Source organism: Mucilaginibacter sp. (assembly GCF_965225845.1).
Taxonomy (GTDB): Bacteria; Bacteroidota; Bacteroidia; order Sphingobacteriales; family Sphingobacteriaceae; genus Mucilaginibacter.
Genome location: NZ_CBDDBL010000002.1, coordinates 2072820 through 2089012 on the forward strand (window position 1 = coordinate 2072820; position 16193 = coordinate 2089012).

12 protein-coding genes and 1 tRNA gene are annotated in these 16193 nt (G+C 41.5%); 7 read left to right on the top strand and 6 right to left on the bottom strand.

Going from position 1 to position 16193, the window contains the following annotated elements:
• Positions 1-141 precede the first annotated feature (141 nt).
• Together ACYZ0U_RS13340 and ACYZ0U_RS13345 are read left to right on the top strand one after the other, a co-directional pair.
• On the top strand, positions 142-1929 hold the full coding sequence (locus ACYZ0U_RS13340; protein ID WP_461453711.1) for an ABC transporter ATP-binding protein: 1788 nt from the start codon (positions 142-144) through the stop codon (positions 1927-1929).
• 136 nt (positions 1930-2065) lie between these two features.
• Complete coding sequence (locus tag ACYZ0U_RS13345; protein WP_461453031.1) at positions 2066-2398, top strand: DUF3276 family protein; 333 nt, start codon at positions 2066-2068, stop codon at positions 2396-2398.
• A 72-nt stretch (positions 2399-2470) separates the two neighbouring features.
• Here the strand turns inward: ACYZ0U_RS13345 and mgtE are convergent, their stop codons facing one another.
• Positions 2471-3844, bottom strand: a complete 1374-nt coding sequence (gene mgtE, locus ACYZ0U_RS13350; protein WP_461453032.1) for a magnesium transporter — start codon at positions 3842-3844, stop codon at positions 2471-2473.
• A 171-nt stretch (positions 3845-4015) separates the two neighbouring features.
• Between mgtE and ychF the strand changes: the two genes are divergently transcribed.
• The gene (ychF, locus tag ACYZ0U_RS13355; RefSeq protein ID WP_461453033.1) at positions 4016-5119 is read left to right on the top strand and encodes a redox-regulated ATPase YchF; all 1104 of its coding nucleotides are present in this window, start codon (positions 4016-4018) and stop codon (positions 5117-5119) included.
• A 69-nt stretch (positions 5120-5188) separates the two neighbouring features.
• Here the strand turns inward: ychF and ACYZ0U_RS13360 are convergent, their stop codons facing one another.
• Positions 5189-7609, bottom strand: coding sequence for a M1 family metallopeptidase (locus ACYZ0U_RS13360; protein ID WP_461453034.1), 2421 nt, complete (start codon positions 7607-7609; stop codon positions 5189-5191).
• Between the two features lie 30 nt (positions 7610-7639).
• Positions 7640-8218 carry a HupE/UreJ family protein gene (locus ACYZ0U_RS13365; protein ID WP_461453035.1) on the bottom strand — a complete coding sequence of 193 codons (579 nt, stop codon included), beginning with the start codon at positions 8216-8218 and terminating at the stop codon, positions 7640-7642.
• 126 nt (positions 8219-8344) lie between these two features.
• Between ACYZ0U_RS13365 and ACYZ0U_RS13370 the strand changes: the two genes are divergently transcribed.
• Positions 8345-8812, top strand: coding sequence for a DUF6702 family protein (locus tag ACYZ0U_RS13370; protein WP_461453036.1), 468 nt, complete (start codon positions 8345-8347; stop codon positions 8810-8812).
• Here the strand turns inward: ACYZ0U_RS13370 and ACYZ0U_RS13375 are convergent.
• Positions 8809-12762, bottom strand: a complete 3954-nt coding sequence (locus tag ACYZ0U_RS13375) for a Pls/PosA family non-ribosomal peptide synthetase (protein ID WP_461453037.1) — start codon at positions 12760-12762, stop codon at positions 8809-8811. The genes ACYZ0U_RS13370 and ACYZ0U_RS13375 overlap by 4 nt on opposite strands.
• A 105-nt stretch (positions 12763-12867) precedes the next feature.
• On the opposite strand from ACYZ0U_RS13375, the gene ACYZ0U_RS13380 reads away from it, so the two are divergent.
• The 3 genes from ACYZ0U_RS13380 (at position 12868) to ACYZ0U_RS13390 (ending at position 14991) form a co-directional block, all read left to right on the top strand.
• Entirely contained in the window at positions 12868-13497 is a 630-nt protein-coding gene (locus ACYZ0U_RS13380; RefSeq protein ID WP_461453038.1) for a 4'-phosphopantetheinyl transferase family protein, read from the top strand.
• Positions 13498-13545: 48 nt separating this feature from the next.
• A complete protein-coding gene (locus tag ACYZ0U_RS13385; RefSeq protein WP_461453039.1) occupies positions 13546-14235 on the top strand; it encodes a MarC family protein in 690 nt (229 codons plus the stop codon).
• Between the two features lie 150 nt (positions 14236-14385).
• Positions 14386-14991, top strand: coding sequence for a hypothetical protein (locus ACYZ0U_RS13390; RefSeq protein ID WP_461453040.1), 606 nt, complete (start codon positions 14386-14388; stop codon positions 14989-14991).
• Positions 14992-15480: 489 nt separating this feature from the next.
• Here ACYZ0U_RS13390 and ACYZ0U_RS13395 read toward each other — a convergent pair.
• Positions 15481-15552: transfer RNA gene (locus ACYZ0U_RS13395), tRNA-Arg, on the bottom strand.
• Positions 15553-15637: 85 nt separating this feature from the next.
• Positions 15638-16075: a DoxX family membrane protein gene (locus ACYZ0U_RS13400; protein ID WP_461453041.1), complete on the bottom strand. Its 438-nt coding sequence runs from the start codon at positions 16073-16075 to the stop codon at positions 15638-15640.
• Positions 16076-16193 lie beyond the last annotated feature (118 nt).

Genomic DNA, 16193 nt, shown 5'->3' on the forward strand with positions numbered 1-16193 from the left:
ATTGGCCGATAGACTATAGTCGATGGTCAATAGATATAATCATAGCGTCATGCTATGATCTTTAAATTGAAAAATCAAATCGATTAATGTAATTTTGAACTTTGGGGCCATGAACTATCGACCATGGACTTTAGACTTACTATGAACGATCTCGCTTACCTCAATAAATTTCTTTATAAATACCGCTGGCGATTAATACCGGGAATATTGTTTGTAGTTATCTCGAATATATTTAGCGTTTTGCTTGCCCCAGTTGTGCGCATGGCATTTGATATGGTAGCCGATAACATCAGCATTTATGAGCTTTTCAGCGGATTTAACAGGCAGGAGGTTATCTACAAAATATTCGGATCTGGCTTATTACTATTTGGGCTGGTGGTGTTGGGTTTATCGCTGGTGCGGGGTTTATTTTTGTTTTTTATGCGGCAAACTATCATCCTCATGTCGCGGCATATTGAGTATGATCTTAAAAACGAGATCTATGCACATTACCAGGTACTATCACTGGCTTTCTATCGCCGGCATAACACCGGCGATCTAATGAACCGCGTAACCGAAGATGTATCCCGTGTACGCATGTACCTGGGGCCGGGGATTATGTACAGCATGAATACGATCATCCTGTTTGCCATGGTGATTTATTTAATGCTCACCGTAAACACCCGTTTAGCTATATTTTCAATATTACCATTGCCTGTTTTGGTAGTGATCATATTTTACATCAACAACGTCATCAATTTCCGCAGCGAAAAGATCCAGGAACGCTTATCCATACTTTCCAGCTTTGTGCAGGAGAATTTTTCGGGTATCCGGGTAATCAAATCATATGTTCGTGAAAACTTCGTCCGCAAAAACTTTGCTGATGAAAGCGAGCATTATAAAACGCACTCTATGGCATTGGTAAAGGTGCAGGCACTGTTCTACCCTACCATGTTGTTGTTAGTGGGTATCAGCAACGTGGTCATTATTTATGTTGGCGGCGTGGAGGTGATGAAAGGCAACATCAGCGCAGGTAACATAGCTGAATTTATTGTGTACCTCAATATGCTTACCTTCCCGGTAATGTCGTTAGGATGGGTAACTTCGCTTATCCAGCGTGCGGCCGCTTCACAAAAACGGATCAACGAGTTTCTGCATGAGCAACCCGAGATCATATCGCCCAAAGTGCCCAAACAAAACATCAGCGGACAGATCACATTTAATGATGTTTCTTTCAAATATCCGGATACCGGCATTCAAGCCTTGAAAGATGTATCTTTCAAAGTAAACCCCGGCGAAATGGTGGCTATTATCGGGCGTACCGGCTCGGGTAAATCAACTATAGCTAATTTACTGATGCGCATGTACGATACCACAGGTGGCGAAGTATTGATTGATGGGCAAGCGTTAACACAGTATAATTTGGAAGGTTATCGCTCCCAGATTGGTTTTGTGCCGCAGGAAGTATTTTTATTTTCGGACACGATTGCCAATAATATTGCTTTCAGTGCCGATGTATTAGACATGCCTGTTGTTGAGCAGGCTGCAAAGGACGCTGCCGTTTATAAAAACATAATGGAGTTGGAAAAAGGCTTTGAAACGTTAATTGGTGAGCGTGGCGTAACCTTGTCAGGCGGACAAAAACAGCGTGTTTCCATAGCCCGTGCCATTGTTAAACAACCGCAGATATTGGTGTTTGATGATTGCCTTTCTGCCGTAGATACCCGTACTGAAGAGGAAATCCTGAATAACCTTGGCCACGTAATGAAAGGCAAAACCAGCATCATTATTGCTCACCGTATATCAACCATAAAAAATGCCGACAAGATATTAGTGATGGATAACGGTCAGATTATTGAACAAGGTAACCACAAATTTCTGATGGAGCAAAAAGGTACCTACTTTGAGCTTTACGAGAAGCAATTGCTGGAAGAGGAAGAAAATGCATAAATGCTGGATAACGTAAAAACGACTGAATTATTTTACACTAAAGCAACTATTTATTACAATAATATTGAATTAAATACTTGCAAATTGAAAATTTATTTATATTTATGCCAATCAAACTAATTACAATTGATTTTATATGGGAGATTTTGACAACAGAGAGCGTGAAGAGGTATTCTCAAAGAAGGTAAGAGCAGGGAAAAGGACTTATTTTTTTGATGTAAAAGCAACACGATCAAACGACTATTATGTTACGATTACAGAAAGTAAAAAACGTTTAGAGGACGGCGTTTTCATCAAACACAAGATTTTTTTATACAAAGAGGACTTTGAGAAATTTGCTGAGGGATTAAAAGAAACTGTTGAATATATAAAAGATCACCAGGAAGTAATTGAGAAACGTTACGAATTCAGCGAAACCCCGGAAGTAGCCAAAACATCGGCTGACGAAGATTTCTCTTTCGAAATATAAGCCCAAACTAAACTTATTATAATTTATGTAGCCTCCTGTTTTTTGAACAGGAGGTTTTTTTTGATATTTTTATCAGTGATGCATTACGGGACCAAAAACTATCATCGCTATATTAAAATATATAACTAATCCGGTTACATCAACTAATGTAGCTACAAATGGCGCTGATGAAGTAGCCGGGTCAAACCCGATTTTCTTTAAAATAATAGGCAGCATTGAACCTGCAAGCGATCCCCATAACACTACACCTATCAAAGCAAAACATACAGTTAAGGCCATCAGCAACCAGTGCACACCGTAAATGCTGCTAAAAGTAGTCCATAACGCCACCCGAGAAAAGCCAATTATACCTAAGATAACGCCCAGCATTAAACCGGAGAGTATTTCGCGCCGCATAACACGCCACCAATCTGCAAGTGTAACTTCGCCCAATGCCATAGCCTGTATAATTAATGTTGATGCCTGCGACCCGCTGTTACCACCGCTGGAAATGATTAGCGGAACAAAGAATGCCAGCATGGTTACGGCTTGCAATTCGCCGCCGTAGGATTGCATGGCTGTTGTGGTAAGCATCTCACTTAAAAACAAGATGATGAGCCAGCCAACACGTTTTTTAACCAATTTAAACAGGTTGATATCTAAATAGGGTTCATCTAAAGCTTCGGTACCGCCAATTTTTTGTATGTCTTCCGTGTACTCTTCGTTTGCTATCCACAAAATATCGTCGACAGTAACAATACCTAACAGTACATTTTCCTTATCAACTACCGGTAATGCAGTGCGGTTATTCATCCTGAAGGTATTAATAGCTTCTTCCTGCGGATCGCCGGCGTTTAAGGCGATCATACGGCCATCCATCAAATCGCTGATTTTTGTTTCCGGGTCAGCCAGCAATACTTCGCGTATGCGGATATCGTCCAATAAAACACCTTTATCGCCAATTACATAAATTACATCAATTGTTTCTGAATTTTTACCATACTGCCTGATGTGCTTTAACACACGGTCTACATCCCAGGTTCTCTTAACACTGATGTAATCCGGGGTCATCAACCTGCCAACGCTATTTTCTTCGTAGCCCAATAATGCTAAAGCTTGCTTCCTGTCGGCTGCTGAAAGGTGCGTAATAAGTATGGAGACGGTATCACCATGCAAATCGCTAAATAGAGAAGTACGGTCATCGGGTGGTAATTCGTTAATGATCTCAGCAATTTTTTTCCCGGATATCTTTTTTAGGATGCGTTCCTGGGCATGAAAATCCAAAATACGAAATACGTTTACGGCACGCTTAACAGAGAGTGTTTCTATAAATTTAGGCCCATGTTCCGGCAGCTCACTAATTAGTTCTTCTACGTCAGATATATTAAGGTTGTCCAGATAATTTTTTAATTCTGCATCATTCTTCTGTTGCAGCAATAATTCTACTTTTTCAACCATATCTTCCATAAATTCAATTTTACATGTTTTTAAATTTTGCTTAGCTATAAACGTCGACAAAAGTGGGTTTAATTTTTCGAATAACAAGGCCGTTTTTTCTGTTATCTTTGCGCCCGAAAAGAATAAAACAATATAAAGTTGGTATGTCTTTATACTAACTGCTTGATACTAAAATAATATATGGGATTACAATGTGGTATAGTAGGTTTGCCGAATGTGGGTAAATCAACACTTTTTAACAGCTTATCTAACGCTAAGGCACAGGCGGCAAACTTTCCGTTTTGTACTATTGAGCCAAATGTTGGCGTAATTACCGTGCCGGATGAGCGTTTGACAAAATTAACCGAGATCGTAAATCCGAAAAGCATTGTTCCTAATGTTATTGAGATAGTTGATATCGCGGGCCTTGTAAAGGGCGCCAGCAAAGGCGAAGGCTTGGGTAACCAGTTTTTGGCTAATATACGTTCAACCAATGCCATCATCCACGTTTTACGTTGCTTTGATAATGACAATGTGATCCATGTTGATGGTTCGGTTAATCCTATCCGTGACAAGGAGATCATCGATACTGAATTGCAGTTGAAAGATCTTGATTCAATAGAAAAAAAGATCCAGAAGGTTGAAAAAGCTGCCAAAGTAGGTAACGATAAAGAAGCTAAAAAAACTTATGATGTTTTAACGGTTTATAAAAACCACCTGCTTTCAGGCAAATCAGCGCGTACAGCGCCTGTTGCGGAAGAAGACCAGGAATATATTGCTGATATATGGCTGCTTACCGCAAAACCTGTAATGTACGTTTGTAATGTTAGCGAAGGTGATGTTAACACCGGCAACACTTATGTAGAGCAGGTAAAGGAAGCTGTAAAGGATGAAAATGCACAGGTATTGATCATATCTGCACAAATAGAATCGGAAATTGCTGAATTAGAATCATACGAAGAGCGCCAGATGTTTTTGGATGATCTGGGTTTAACTGAATCAGGTGTAAACAAACTGATCAAGTCTGCTTACAGCTTGTTAAACCTAGCTACCTACTTTACCGCAGGTGTGCAGGAAGTACGTGCCTGGACTATTACCAAAGGCTTTACAGCCCCACAAGCTGCCGGTGTTATCCATACCGATTTTGAAAAAGGATTTATTCGTGCCGAGGTTATTAAATACGAAGACTTTGTGAAATTCAACGGATCTGAAACCGCTATCAAAGAGAACGGTAAGCTGGCTGTTGAAGGCAAAACTTACATAGTTGAGGATGGCGACATCATGCACTTCAGGTTTAACGTATAACCATAAAAAAATAAAACTGAGCAGGCCGGTCGCATAAACTACCGGCCTTCTCTATGTATGAATTTATCTTTATTTATTTGAACTGCCTGACACCTGCATAGGATTAATAGCACCTGTAGATTGCCCGCGTGCAGCAGCGTTGCCCAATTTCTGTTTAAAGATCTCGAACTTTGACGGTGACGGTAGTTTACCCCAATAGTTATTGGTTTCGTCAATATCGGCAGTTTCGCGCATTGGATCCAGTTTGATCGACGCTACTTCTTTATCCTGAACATAGAATTTTGAACAATGCTTTTCATTCAGGCGCCAGATCTGGGCAGGAATACGGTCGATTTGCTTGGTTCCGTCAACAAAAGTAAACTCCACAATAATTGGCATAACCATACCTCCTTTATTGCTAAAGTTTAGCTCGTAAAAATATTTACCTGCATATTTTTGGCGTTCCTCATCGGTTAGTTCTTCTGCGGGGGCATGCTGCGGAGGCGTCTGCGATTTGATCATCCCGTTAAATTTCGCGGTATCAACATTTGATAAGCCACGATCATATTTGTAATAAAAATCGTGTACAGCAGTGTCCTGATCAACATAAAACTTAATGTTCTTGTCTTCCCTGTTTCTAACCTTAGAAATATCATCAAAACTGTTAACAGCAGGAGCGGCAAGTTTGGCGGCAGCAACGGATTGCCTTCTTTCCTCACGGTCCGCACGCCTGTCGTTTAGGTCAGCCTTGGCGACTTTAACCGAGTCGAGCGAGATATCAACCGGGTCGGTTCCGTAAAACCAGCCTCTCCAAAACCAATCCAGGTTTTCGCCGCTGGCATCTTCCATCGTTCTGAAGAAATCAGCCGGGGTTGGGTGTTTAAATTCCCAACGGCGCGCATATTCTTTAAAGGCAAAGTCAAATAACTTACGGCCCATAATGGTTTCACGCAAAATATTAAGCCCGGTGGCCGGTTTGGTATAAGCGTTAGGCCCGAAACGAACAATATTTTCAGAGTTGGTCATGATAGGCTCTAACTCATTTTTAGGCAGTTTCATGTAGTCGACTATGGTATATGCCGCGCCTTTTTTACTTGGGTATTTGTTATCCCAAAGCTCTTCGGTCAGGTATTCAACAAAAGAGTTTAAGCCCTCATCCATCCAGGTCCACTGGCGCTCGTCGCTGTTTACGATCATCGGGAAAAAGTTGTGCCCAACCTCGTGAATGATCACACCTATCATACCATTTTTGGTGCTTTCGCTGTATGTACCATCCTTTTCGGTACGGCCGTAATTAAAGCAGATCATCGGGTACTCCATACCGTTTGATGCTTCAACACTTTGCGCCACCGGGTATGGGAAAGGGAATGTAATGCTTGAATAGGTTTTTACCGTATGTGCAACCAAACGGGTGGAGAACTTGCTGTATAAGCCGTATGCTTCTTTGCCGTAATAGCTCATGCACATAACCGTATTTGGGCTGCCTTCAACCTTTTGTCCCATACCATCCCAAATGAATTTACGTGATGATGTCCATGCGAAATCCCGGACATTATTTGCCTGGAAAACCCAGGTTTTTTTGGCTGTAGATGGATGTAATTCCGCATATTTAGCCTCATCAAGCGTCACCATTTGTACAGGCACATTTGATGTTTTGGCCCTGTTATAACGCGCCAATTGTTTTGGTGATAATACAGCGCTGTAATTTATACATTGCCCTGTACCACCCACGATATGATCTGCAGGAACAGTCATTTGCACATGGAAGTTACCGAAGGTTAAAGCAAACTCGCCCCTGCCTGTAAACTGGTGGTTTTGCCATCCCTGGAAATCGCTATATACGCACAGGCGCGGGTACCATTGCGTCATGGTGAACAGGTAGTTTCCATCACCCGGAAAATACTCATAACCACCACGGCCGCCAAGGCTTAACCTGTCGGATATTTTATATGTCCACTTAAGATTAAAAATGTATTGCTGGCCGGGCTTTAACGTCGCAGGCAGATCAATACGCATCATGGTTTTATTGATAGTGTAGGACAGCGTTTTACCTAAAGCATCGGTAATGCTTAAAATTTTATCTCCATAACCATTGTCCTCGTTTGACTGTTCAAGCCTGTCCAAAGCCAATGTTCCGGCACCGCCCGGCATTATAGAGCTGTTTTGATAGTTAGCGTTGTTAAAGTTATTATGCTGATTTTCATCCAACTGCATCCAGATATAATCCAACGGATCGGGTGAATTATTGTAATAGGTGATAGTCTCCGTACCGGACAGCTCCAGGTTCTTTTCGTCCAGGTCGCATTTAATGTTGTAATCCGCACGTTGCTGCCAGTATTTTGTTCCGGGCGCACCGCTGGCGGTACGTTGCTCATTTGGGGTTGTCAGGATAGTACCTAACTGCTCAAACTTGTTCCCGTGGTTGCTGCCGGGATTGTTTTGAATATCCTGAGCGGATACAGCACCCGCGATACTCAATACAGCAATAGATAAAGTACAAAACTTTCTCATGTTCAATAATATAATAAGATCAGTTAATAGTTAAAACGGTAACCTTTCCAATGCCATCTTCAAAGCGAGCGCGAACACACCCGAAGAAAGGAAAAAAACCCAGTTGCGCCTGTTTACCTTCATATAATTCAAAAAGAAAACAGACAGCAATAATATAATAGCCACTACAAATATTTGCCCGGCCTCAAGACCTATATTAAAGCCAAATAAGCCCCAGCCTATGGTTTGATCCTGTGCCAGCATAATGCGGATAGCGTTTGCAAAGCCCATGCCGTGTATCAAACCAAAAAACAATGCAAAATAATAATTTATCCGTTCACTTTTAACTTTTGAATCAACTTGATACAAGTTGATTGCTGCTGTAATGAAAATAGTGCACGGAATTAAGAATTCAACCCATTTTGAGGAGAAACGGATAACATCCAAAACCGAAAGGGCCAGGGTAAGCGAATGCCCGATAGTAAAGGCAGTAACCAGGATCAGTACGCGTTTAATATCCTTTACAGTGTATACACAGGCAAGGGCCAATATAAACAACTGGTGGTCGAGCGCATCTTTGCTGATGATGTGCTCCCAGCCCATCTTAAAATAAAAACCAATATCAGACATTGCAACGAGGGGTTAAAAGTTCTAAATTTAACGCCTTTAGCTTATTTATACAACAAGCATCCATTCATGAGCTTATTTAAATTTCAAACGGCATTATATTGTTACATTTTGGTCGCGAATTTTGCAATGGCAAATAGCATAATCAAGCCTCTACCGCACCCTATCCATGTAAGCACTACCAGTATTGAACACAGCAAAAAGGATGGTAAATTACAGGTGATCTGCACTATGTTTACTGATGACCTTGAAGCCGGACTGGCTAAACAGTATGGCGGCAAAATTGACCTTACCCGTGCAGATATGCACGCAGCAATGGATGTGCTGGTGAAAAAATATATTGCTGCCAACCTCGACATAAAAACACCTGCGGGTACTGCAACGCTGCATTACCTCGGCTTTGAAATTAACCGCGAGGCCACCGATGTATACCTGGAATCAGATGCAATACCTGCACCGCAAAAAGTTACCGTGCAGGTAAGTTTATTACAGAATTTATTTGATGATGAAATAAATATCGTACATATTATTGTAAACGGCCTTAGAAAAAGCGAGAAGCTCGATTACCCCGATAAATTAGTTACGCAAGTCTTTTAATTATTCAGCGGTTTAACCGGGCTGCCTGTCCAATCTGTTCCGGGAGCAAGGCGTTCGCCCTTCATTACCAATGAAAGTGCTTCAATGCGGGTGTCATCGCCAATCTCGCTATCATACAAAATGATAGTTCCGGGGCCAATACTACTACGGCAGCCAATTTTTATCGGGCCAACCTTCATCACCCTGTCTTCAAACAAGTGGGTTTGCGGTCCGCAGTCTTCGTTTAAGGCGCTATCATCACCAATACTTACCATATCAAACTCGGTAACATCGGTAGTATTCATAAACACGCGTTTGCCGGTTTTTAAACCTAATAAACGCATTAGTACCGGCAACCAAGGTGTACCACGCAAGAAATCAAGCATAAAAGGAACAGACAATGCTTCGTAGGTAGAGGTGATCGCTTCGCTGCGCCACACATGCCATGTCCACATCGGTTTTTGCCTGGCTTTGTATTTGCCGACAAACAACCATTTCAACAGCACCGTTAACAGGAATGCCGGTAAGCCCATGTAAAAAAGATAATAGAACGGGAAATATAGAATGATCTTCCATAATGGCTCTTGTGTCACCAAATCGTGTCCATAGGCTATGAATAGTATAGACGAACAAATGATAGCGCTCTCCGGCAAAATCACACGGATAAACTCCACTATGGCACGAGCGGTATAGCGCAGCTTCGTTGGTTTCGTGGTCAATTTATCCGAAAATAAATTACTCTCCTGCCGGCGCGGAAGCGGGATAGCCGGCGAACCGAACCAATCTTTAGCAGTATTATCTGTCATTTGCTGCTCATCAGGCGGTGTGGAGAGCACACCGATCAACATATTGCCTTGCAGATGATAGCCTTGCGGTATAAGCGCGCTGTTGCCTACAAAGCTGTAGTTATCTATGGTAGTTTTGCTTAACACCAATTGCTGTCCGCGGATATCAGCCTCGCCCAAAGTAACTGCATCGGCAACAAAAGCGCCGTCGCCTATTTCGAGTAATGGATGGGTAACGCTGCTTGCGGTTGAGATTTCAGTACCCTTACCAATTCTTGCACCAAGCGAACGGAAGAATCCCGATACAAATACAGTAGCGTATATGGGGTGCATTACGATGAGGTTTAATGACAATAACTGATCTGCAAACCATTTTCGCACATAAAATGGGCTATAGATAGGATATTTGCCTGGTTTAACATCCCGTTGTAAGATGCGGGTTATGATCACGGTTTCAGCTGTAAATAAGATAATGTATAGCAATGCCAGTAAAGGTGCACCAATCATATAAGTAAAATCGTAGTCGGATGCCGCATTATCCAGCTTATTGATCTCGATAATGGTTGGTAATAAAGGGATCAGGATGATAAATGGAAAAACCAGTATCGACAACAAAAACGTAAGCTTATATTTTCTCCTAACAGCATCAGAAACAAAAAGCGGCTGCGGCAGATCTTCAATGTTTTTTTTGTCTTTAAGTATTGCAGGGCTTCCTTGCCAAACCTCGCCCTCAGCAATTGTTTTACCGGACTGCAGGTGACTCAGATCCTGTAATTCGCCCCAGTCTTTAATCACAGTACCACCTGAGATAATGGCGTTACTGCCAATGTAAGCATGCTCGCCAATAGTTATTGAGCGTAGCTTGAGCAGGCCATCCTCAACGTAAGCATTATTGAGTGTTACCTTTGAGCTGAGGCTTGCATCGCTGCCAATAGTTATCAAATCCTCGGCACCAAAATAAAAATCGCTGAGCTGAGCGTCGGGCGCAATCTTCATTCCCAACAAACTTAAATAAACCGGGTAGAGCGGCGTACCGTTCAAAAACTGTGCAGGCAATAAACGCTGCATGGTTTTTACAAACCACCACCTGAAATAATATGTGCCCCATAAGGGATAATCACCCTCCCTCATTTTACCGATAACCAGCCATTTGGTACTGATACAAAGCACGGTGAATAATGGCGGGATAGCAGCAAATAACACTAAAGAAGTTATTATGGAGTACAACACGCTATCCGTTTCCTGGTTTACATAGTAATAGCCTAAATAAGGGATGAATATCTGGAAAGCGAATAAGCCGTAGATCACTAAAACAGCAACACTTTGCGCAAGCCAGCAGCTGATATGGCGTAAAAAAGGCACATTTTGATGTGTTTTTGTACGGATATTCTGCGTGGTTCGCTCTTTGTCCCATTCGATAATTAATTTACTTAATGGGCGGTGCATGTAAATATCTTTTAACGATGCGTGCGGCAAACCGGCATCCCTGCGTAATTGCGAAACAAAACCCGCTGCCAGTAAAGAGTGGCCTCCCAGGTCATCGAAAAAGTCCATTGATGGCGCGATGGTTTTGTTCGGGAAAACGCGATGTAAAACCACCATGATCCTGTCATGCACAGGAGCGTTCAGGTCAAGCGCCTCTTGCGCGCCAGTTTCTGCAAACACATTCGGTATAGGCAATCCCTTGCGGTTTATCTTGCCGCTTGGCATGCGCGGCATATCCTTTAGTGTGACGATCGTATCCGGCACCATGTATGATGGCAATGACCTCGCCAGGTCAACCCTGAACAGGTTTTCCTCAATGCAAACCTCATCTTCCATCACCACATAACCAACCAAATGCTCCTGCCCTATGCTATCCTTTTTTACAGCAACGGCAGCAGACCTTACACCGGTTATGGTATTTAGCACAGTTTCTATTTCACCCAATTCAATACGGTAGCCGCGCAGCTTGATCTGGTCATCCAAACGGCCGTGCAGATCTATATTACCATCAGCATCCATTACAGCGGCATCACCGGTGCGGTAGATCCTATCGCCCGGCAATTGAGCAAGACTTGCGGGTTTGGGTATAAATTTTTCGATAGTTAAGGCCGGTAATTTCACATAGCCTGATGAAAGCCCCGGACCGGAGATCACCAATTCGCCCTGCTCGCCGAAAGGGACCGGGTTTAGGTTTTCGTCAACAACGGCCATATTATAATTTGGCAATGGCTGCCCGATCACGATATCATCGCCCGGCGTTAAATTAGCTATGCTGGCTGTTACCGTAGTTTCTGTAGGGCCGTAACTGTTGTAAAATTTGATCCCCTGCTTTGCCCATTTGGCTAAAACCTGTTGGGTACAAGCCTCGCCACCGGCATTTACTAATCGCAGTGATGGTATACTGTTTTCCATAATCGCCAATAAACTTGGCACAGCATGCAAAATGGTTATGTTTTCCTTTTTTAGCGTATCACCTAATTCGTCAATGGCTTTCGAGGTGGTATTGTCTGCAATCCACATAGTGGCACCGGCAAAATAGCTCATCCAGGTTTCCTCGCACCACATATCGAACGATACCGAGAAACCCTGGTAAACCTTATCCTCTGGCTTAATATTAAATACACTTTGCTCGGCCCTTACCAGGTGGCAAATTTGTTTATTACTGATGGGAATACCCTTCGGCTTGCCTGTACTGCCTGAAGTGTAAAGCACATAAGCGCAATCGTTGGGTTGTGGTCCTTCGGGTAATTCGAGTGGGTTAGCAGCGTCATTTTTTATTTTTCCGAACTGTTTAGGGATCTGAAATATCGGGCAATTAGCGTTTAACTGATCCATACTGAAACAGGCCGAAGCGCCAACTTCTTCTAAAATCACTTCAACCCTTTCGGCAGGCATTTCCCTGTCGATAGGTACATAGGCAGCGCCTGCCTTTATAATACCCAATATAGCAATATGTAGCTCTAAACCACGTTTCCACCAGATGGCTACGGATTTGCCGCGGCCGATGCCTTTTTTCATCAGGAACGATGCAATTCTATCGCTCCAGGCATCTAATTCCGAATAAGTTAATTGCTCATTATGAAAAATCAGGGCGGTTTTATCGGGGTATTGTTTTGCTGAGGCTTTAAAAATGTCCGAAAGCGTTTCTTCCCTGATCAGATCGGGGCGGTCATCGCCTAAGGCAATACTTAATGAGTTCATAACTGGAATTTGTGTCTGTATGACAAAATAAATAGGCTAAGGTTTATAGGTTTATTTAATAAACACGTAACTCTTCTATTACATTTGCTGCTGTTATATTTGGTTATGATGATTTGCCTCTATAGTGAAATAAATGACCTATGGGACGACCAAAAACTTGGTGCGAAACTACAGCTATTGCCTGAAAATTTGCAACCGGATGTGTTAAATAAAAAATATCTTTCCGACAGGGAATTATCTATTACGGGTAAGTTGCTCTTACAAAATCTCTTAAACAAATTCGACATAAACACCCGGTTAGATAATCTATTGTACAACCAATACCACAAGCCCTATTTTAACGCCGGATTTGATTTTAATATATCCCACTCCGGAAATTTAGTGATTTGCTGCGGTACGGATAAAGGCAAGATTGGCATCGATATAGAACTTTTTAAACCGATAGACCTCGCTAACTACACCAACTATTTCACTCAAAATGAATGGGAACACATCAACAGCAGTTCAGACCCGATCAGCGAGTTTTATTACTATTGGACGCGTAAGGAAGCTGTGTTAAAAGCAATAGGTACCGGTTTTCATATTGCGTTGGATTCCATTGATGTATCGGGCGAGAGTTTGATAGATGATAACATCCTGTATCATTTAAAAGCCTTAAATATTGATAAGCGTTATCAATGCCATATAGCGACAACCGAGCCTCATCAACAGATCGATATTTTTAAGATCGAATAGTTAATTCGTTATTTTGTATTTTTAACGCATCTACCAACTGATCTCAACATGCCTATACATTTCAACACCTTTATACATCTTATTTTTATTGGGTTTGTGGCACTTTTTCCAGTGGTTAATCCCCTGGGGACGGCATTTATTTTGAGCCCTTATTTCTCGGATCTGACCCGTAAGGAAAGATTAAGCGCGGTAAAGCGGATCACCTTTTACTCCTTTATTATTTGCGCCGTAACGCTGTTTGTAGGTCATTGGATTCTGGAATTGTTTGGTTTGTCAATACCCATCATCCAGCTTGCAGGCGGGATCATGATCTGCAAAATAGGATGGGAGTTTCTCTCGTCCAACAATACTGATGCTCAAAAAGATAAAGCCAGCAGCAGTAAAGAACTGGAAAAGATAAAGGAGCTGGAGAATAAGCTTTTTTATCCGATAACTTTCCCCATCACAGCCGGCGCAGGAACCATTGCCGTACTTTTTACCCTGAGCGCGCAAAGCGCGGATAAAGACATTTCGATCTATCTGGTCAATATGGGTGCATTATTTATTTCGGTGATCGGGATTTGCTTACTCATATTCATATTTTACCTGAATACCAACCGTTTGATCAGCTATATCGGCACCCATAATGAGGAGATCATCAACCGGGTAATGGCATTCTTGATCTTTTGTGTAGGGTTGCAGATCGCATCCGGCGGTATCATTCATTTGGTGAAGGCCGGGTTTAATTGGGGCAATTAATACATAGCTTTAAGCACACGCATAACGCTTGCACCAGCAAAATAAACACAGGGCTTTATATATGAATCTGCAAGAACTTAAAGCATTTGGTAAAATTTTGAAAACAAATTTCAAGTATTGTGAATTATTAATTTCATATTTTTACGGCAAATGAACCATTTCACAGAAACCAATAAGCTTCTCAAAAACAGTAGTTTTTTCTATACCATCGCGATAGGCATGGATAGTAACTATATGTATGTAAGTGATAATTATGATAAGAATTTTGATTTTGTAAAGGATTCCTTGCTGGGCAAACAGTTTTCTGTTACGCTTCATCCCGATGACATACGTATTTGCGCCGAAGTTGGTATGAAATGTTTTCAAAACCCGGGAAGGCTTTTTCCGGCTACTTTGCGTAAACACGACGGTAAAGGTGGCTTTGTGATTACCCAATGGGAAATGCAAGCTATGTTTGACGACCAAAACCAACCTTTAGGCATTTATTGTATTGGTTATAATATTACAGATTACGTGCAGTCTCGGTTTGAACTTGCTAATGCACAAACAGAAATAGAAACGCAAAATAATAAGCTGACAGAGATCGGCCTTTTACAATCACATGTTATACGTAAGCCCTTAGCAAATATTATGGGCCTTGCCAATATATTAAGCACTATGGAAATGGACGCCAACGTACAAAGTATCATCCAAATGCTGATGGATAGCGCCAAAGGGCTGGACAGCGTTATACAGGATATTTCTAATATGATATAGCAAAGGATTCTTGCGGGAACTGTAAATATAAATTACACTGCTATTCCTGCCTTCTCAGGTTCCTCTCCGAGAGAACCTGAGAAGGCTAACCAGGGAAGCTATTATAGCTATTACCTCTGAAGTTTAATAATCTTAAAAAATAATAATGTGGTTATAATTAGCAAGCCACTAAATCCCACAGGAGCAAGTATCATCTTCCATTCGATGTGGCTTTTAAAGGAATTTATTACAACAACAAAAGCCCACACAGTTAGCATAAGGTTAGGTATGAAAATAACCTTTGCTTGTTTCAACTTATCACTTTTTTGATCCATGTTGTAAAAATAGAGAATAATATTACTTTAAAAACATTAAAGATCTTATAGTTTTAGTCTTCGCAGGGTACTCTCCGAGATACCCGTCGGACACTGCTTAGAGACTTTGCGGGAATTCACAAAAAAAGCTTTTCTAAATATAGAAAAGCTTTTTGAATTTTGACTTGATTAGGCGTGTTCCCGACGAGATTCGAACTCATATCAGCTGAACCGGAATCAGCAATTCTATCCATTGAACTACGGGAACAATAGTTGTGCAAATATAGAATTTTGTTAGCTATATCGCCATTCCAATTCAAATTACATTGCAGGCGTTTTTCCGTTCAATATATTTATACCGATGCGTTCTCTGTGCTGTGTTCAACAACAGGTTGTTTATTCTCTAAGAATAAAAAGCTTACAATACACACCAGCACCACTAACGGTATCCAGAATTGGCTATGCGGATTGAAACCGTCTTGCCGCATGTTCACAAAAAAGACGGCGCCAAGTATTACAGGTAAGTTAAACAGCGAAAACATGCGCGCGTAAATATTCAGCGCTATGCAGATGCCGCCAAAAATATTCAGGATCACAATAAGCTGTGCCAGGAAGTTTATAGAAATAGATAAGCCTAAAATATCATCAACCCCGGTTTGTTTCAGGTAGAGGTCGAGCAGGTCAAGGTTCATCAGGAATGATACACCGCGCCAGATCAGTATCAGTCCAAGAATTATTCTTAAATAATCAACCCATTTAGGATGGTTTTCACCCCAAATCTTAATTTGCATCAACGATTTCATGGTGTTATATATTGGTTATATAAATATAACGGAAATGTTACACAATTGTGCAAATTATTTTTCAACTAAATAACTCATGTACAACTATTTAAACTCAATGCAAATT

Bases quoted from the DNA above. Each gene is read 5' to 3' on its own strand.
- mgtE (WP_461453032.1), bottom strand. From the start codon at position 3,844: ATGGAAGATATGGTTGAAAAAGTAGAATTATTGCTGCAACAGAAGAAT.
- ACYZ0U_RS13385 (WP_461453039.1), top strand. From the start codon at position 13,546: ATGCCTATACATTTCAACACCTTTATACATCTTATTTTTATTGGGTTT.
- ACYZ0U_RS13400 (WP_461453041.1), bottom strand. From the start codon at position 16,075: ATGCAAATTAAGATTTGGGGTGAAAACCATCCTAAATGGGTTGATTAT.
- ACYZ0U_RS13375 (WP_461453037.1), bottom strand. From the start codon at position 12,762: ATGAACTCATTAAGTATTGCCTTAGGCGATGACCGCCCCGATCTGATC.
- ACYZ0U_RS13390 (WP_461453040.1), top strand. From the start codon at position 14,386: ATGAACCATTTCACAGAAACCAATAAGCTTCTCAAAAACAGTAGTTTT.
- ychF (WP_461453033.1), top strand. From the start codon at position 4,016: ATGGGATTACAATGTGGTATAGTAGGTTTGCCGAATGTGGGTAAATCA.
- ACYZ0U_RS13360 (WP_461453034.1), bottom strand. From the start codon at position 7,609: ATGAGAAAGTTTTGTACTTTATCTATTGCTGTATTGAGTATCGCGGGT.
- ACYZ0U_RS13380 (WP_461453038.1), top strand. From the start codon at position 12,868: ATGATGATTTGCCTCTATAGTGAAATAAATGACCTATGGGACGACCAA.
- ACYZ0U_RS13365 (WP_461453035.1), bottom strand. From the start codon at position 8,218: ATGTCTGATATTGGTTTTTATTTTAAGATGGGCTGGGAGCACATCATC.
- ACYZ0U_RS13370 (WP_461453036.1), top strand. From the start codon at position 8,345: ATGGCAAATAGCATAATCAAGCCTCTACCGCACCCTATCCATGTAAGC.
- ACYZ0U_RS13345 (WP_461453031.1), top strand. From the start codon at position 2,066: ATGGGAGATTTTGACAACAGAGAGCGTGAAGAGGTATTCTCAAAGAAG.
- ACYZ0U_RS13340 (WP_461453711.1), top strand. From the start codon at position 142: ATGAACGATCTCGCTTACCTCAATAAATTTCTTTATAAATACCGCTGG.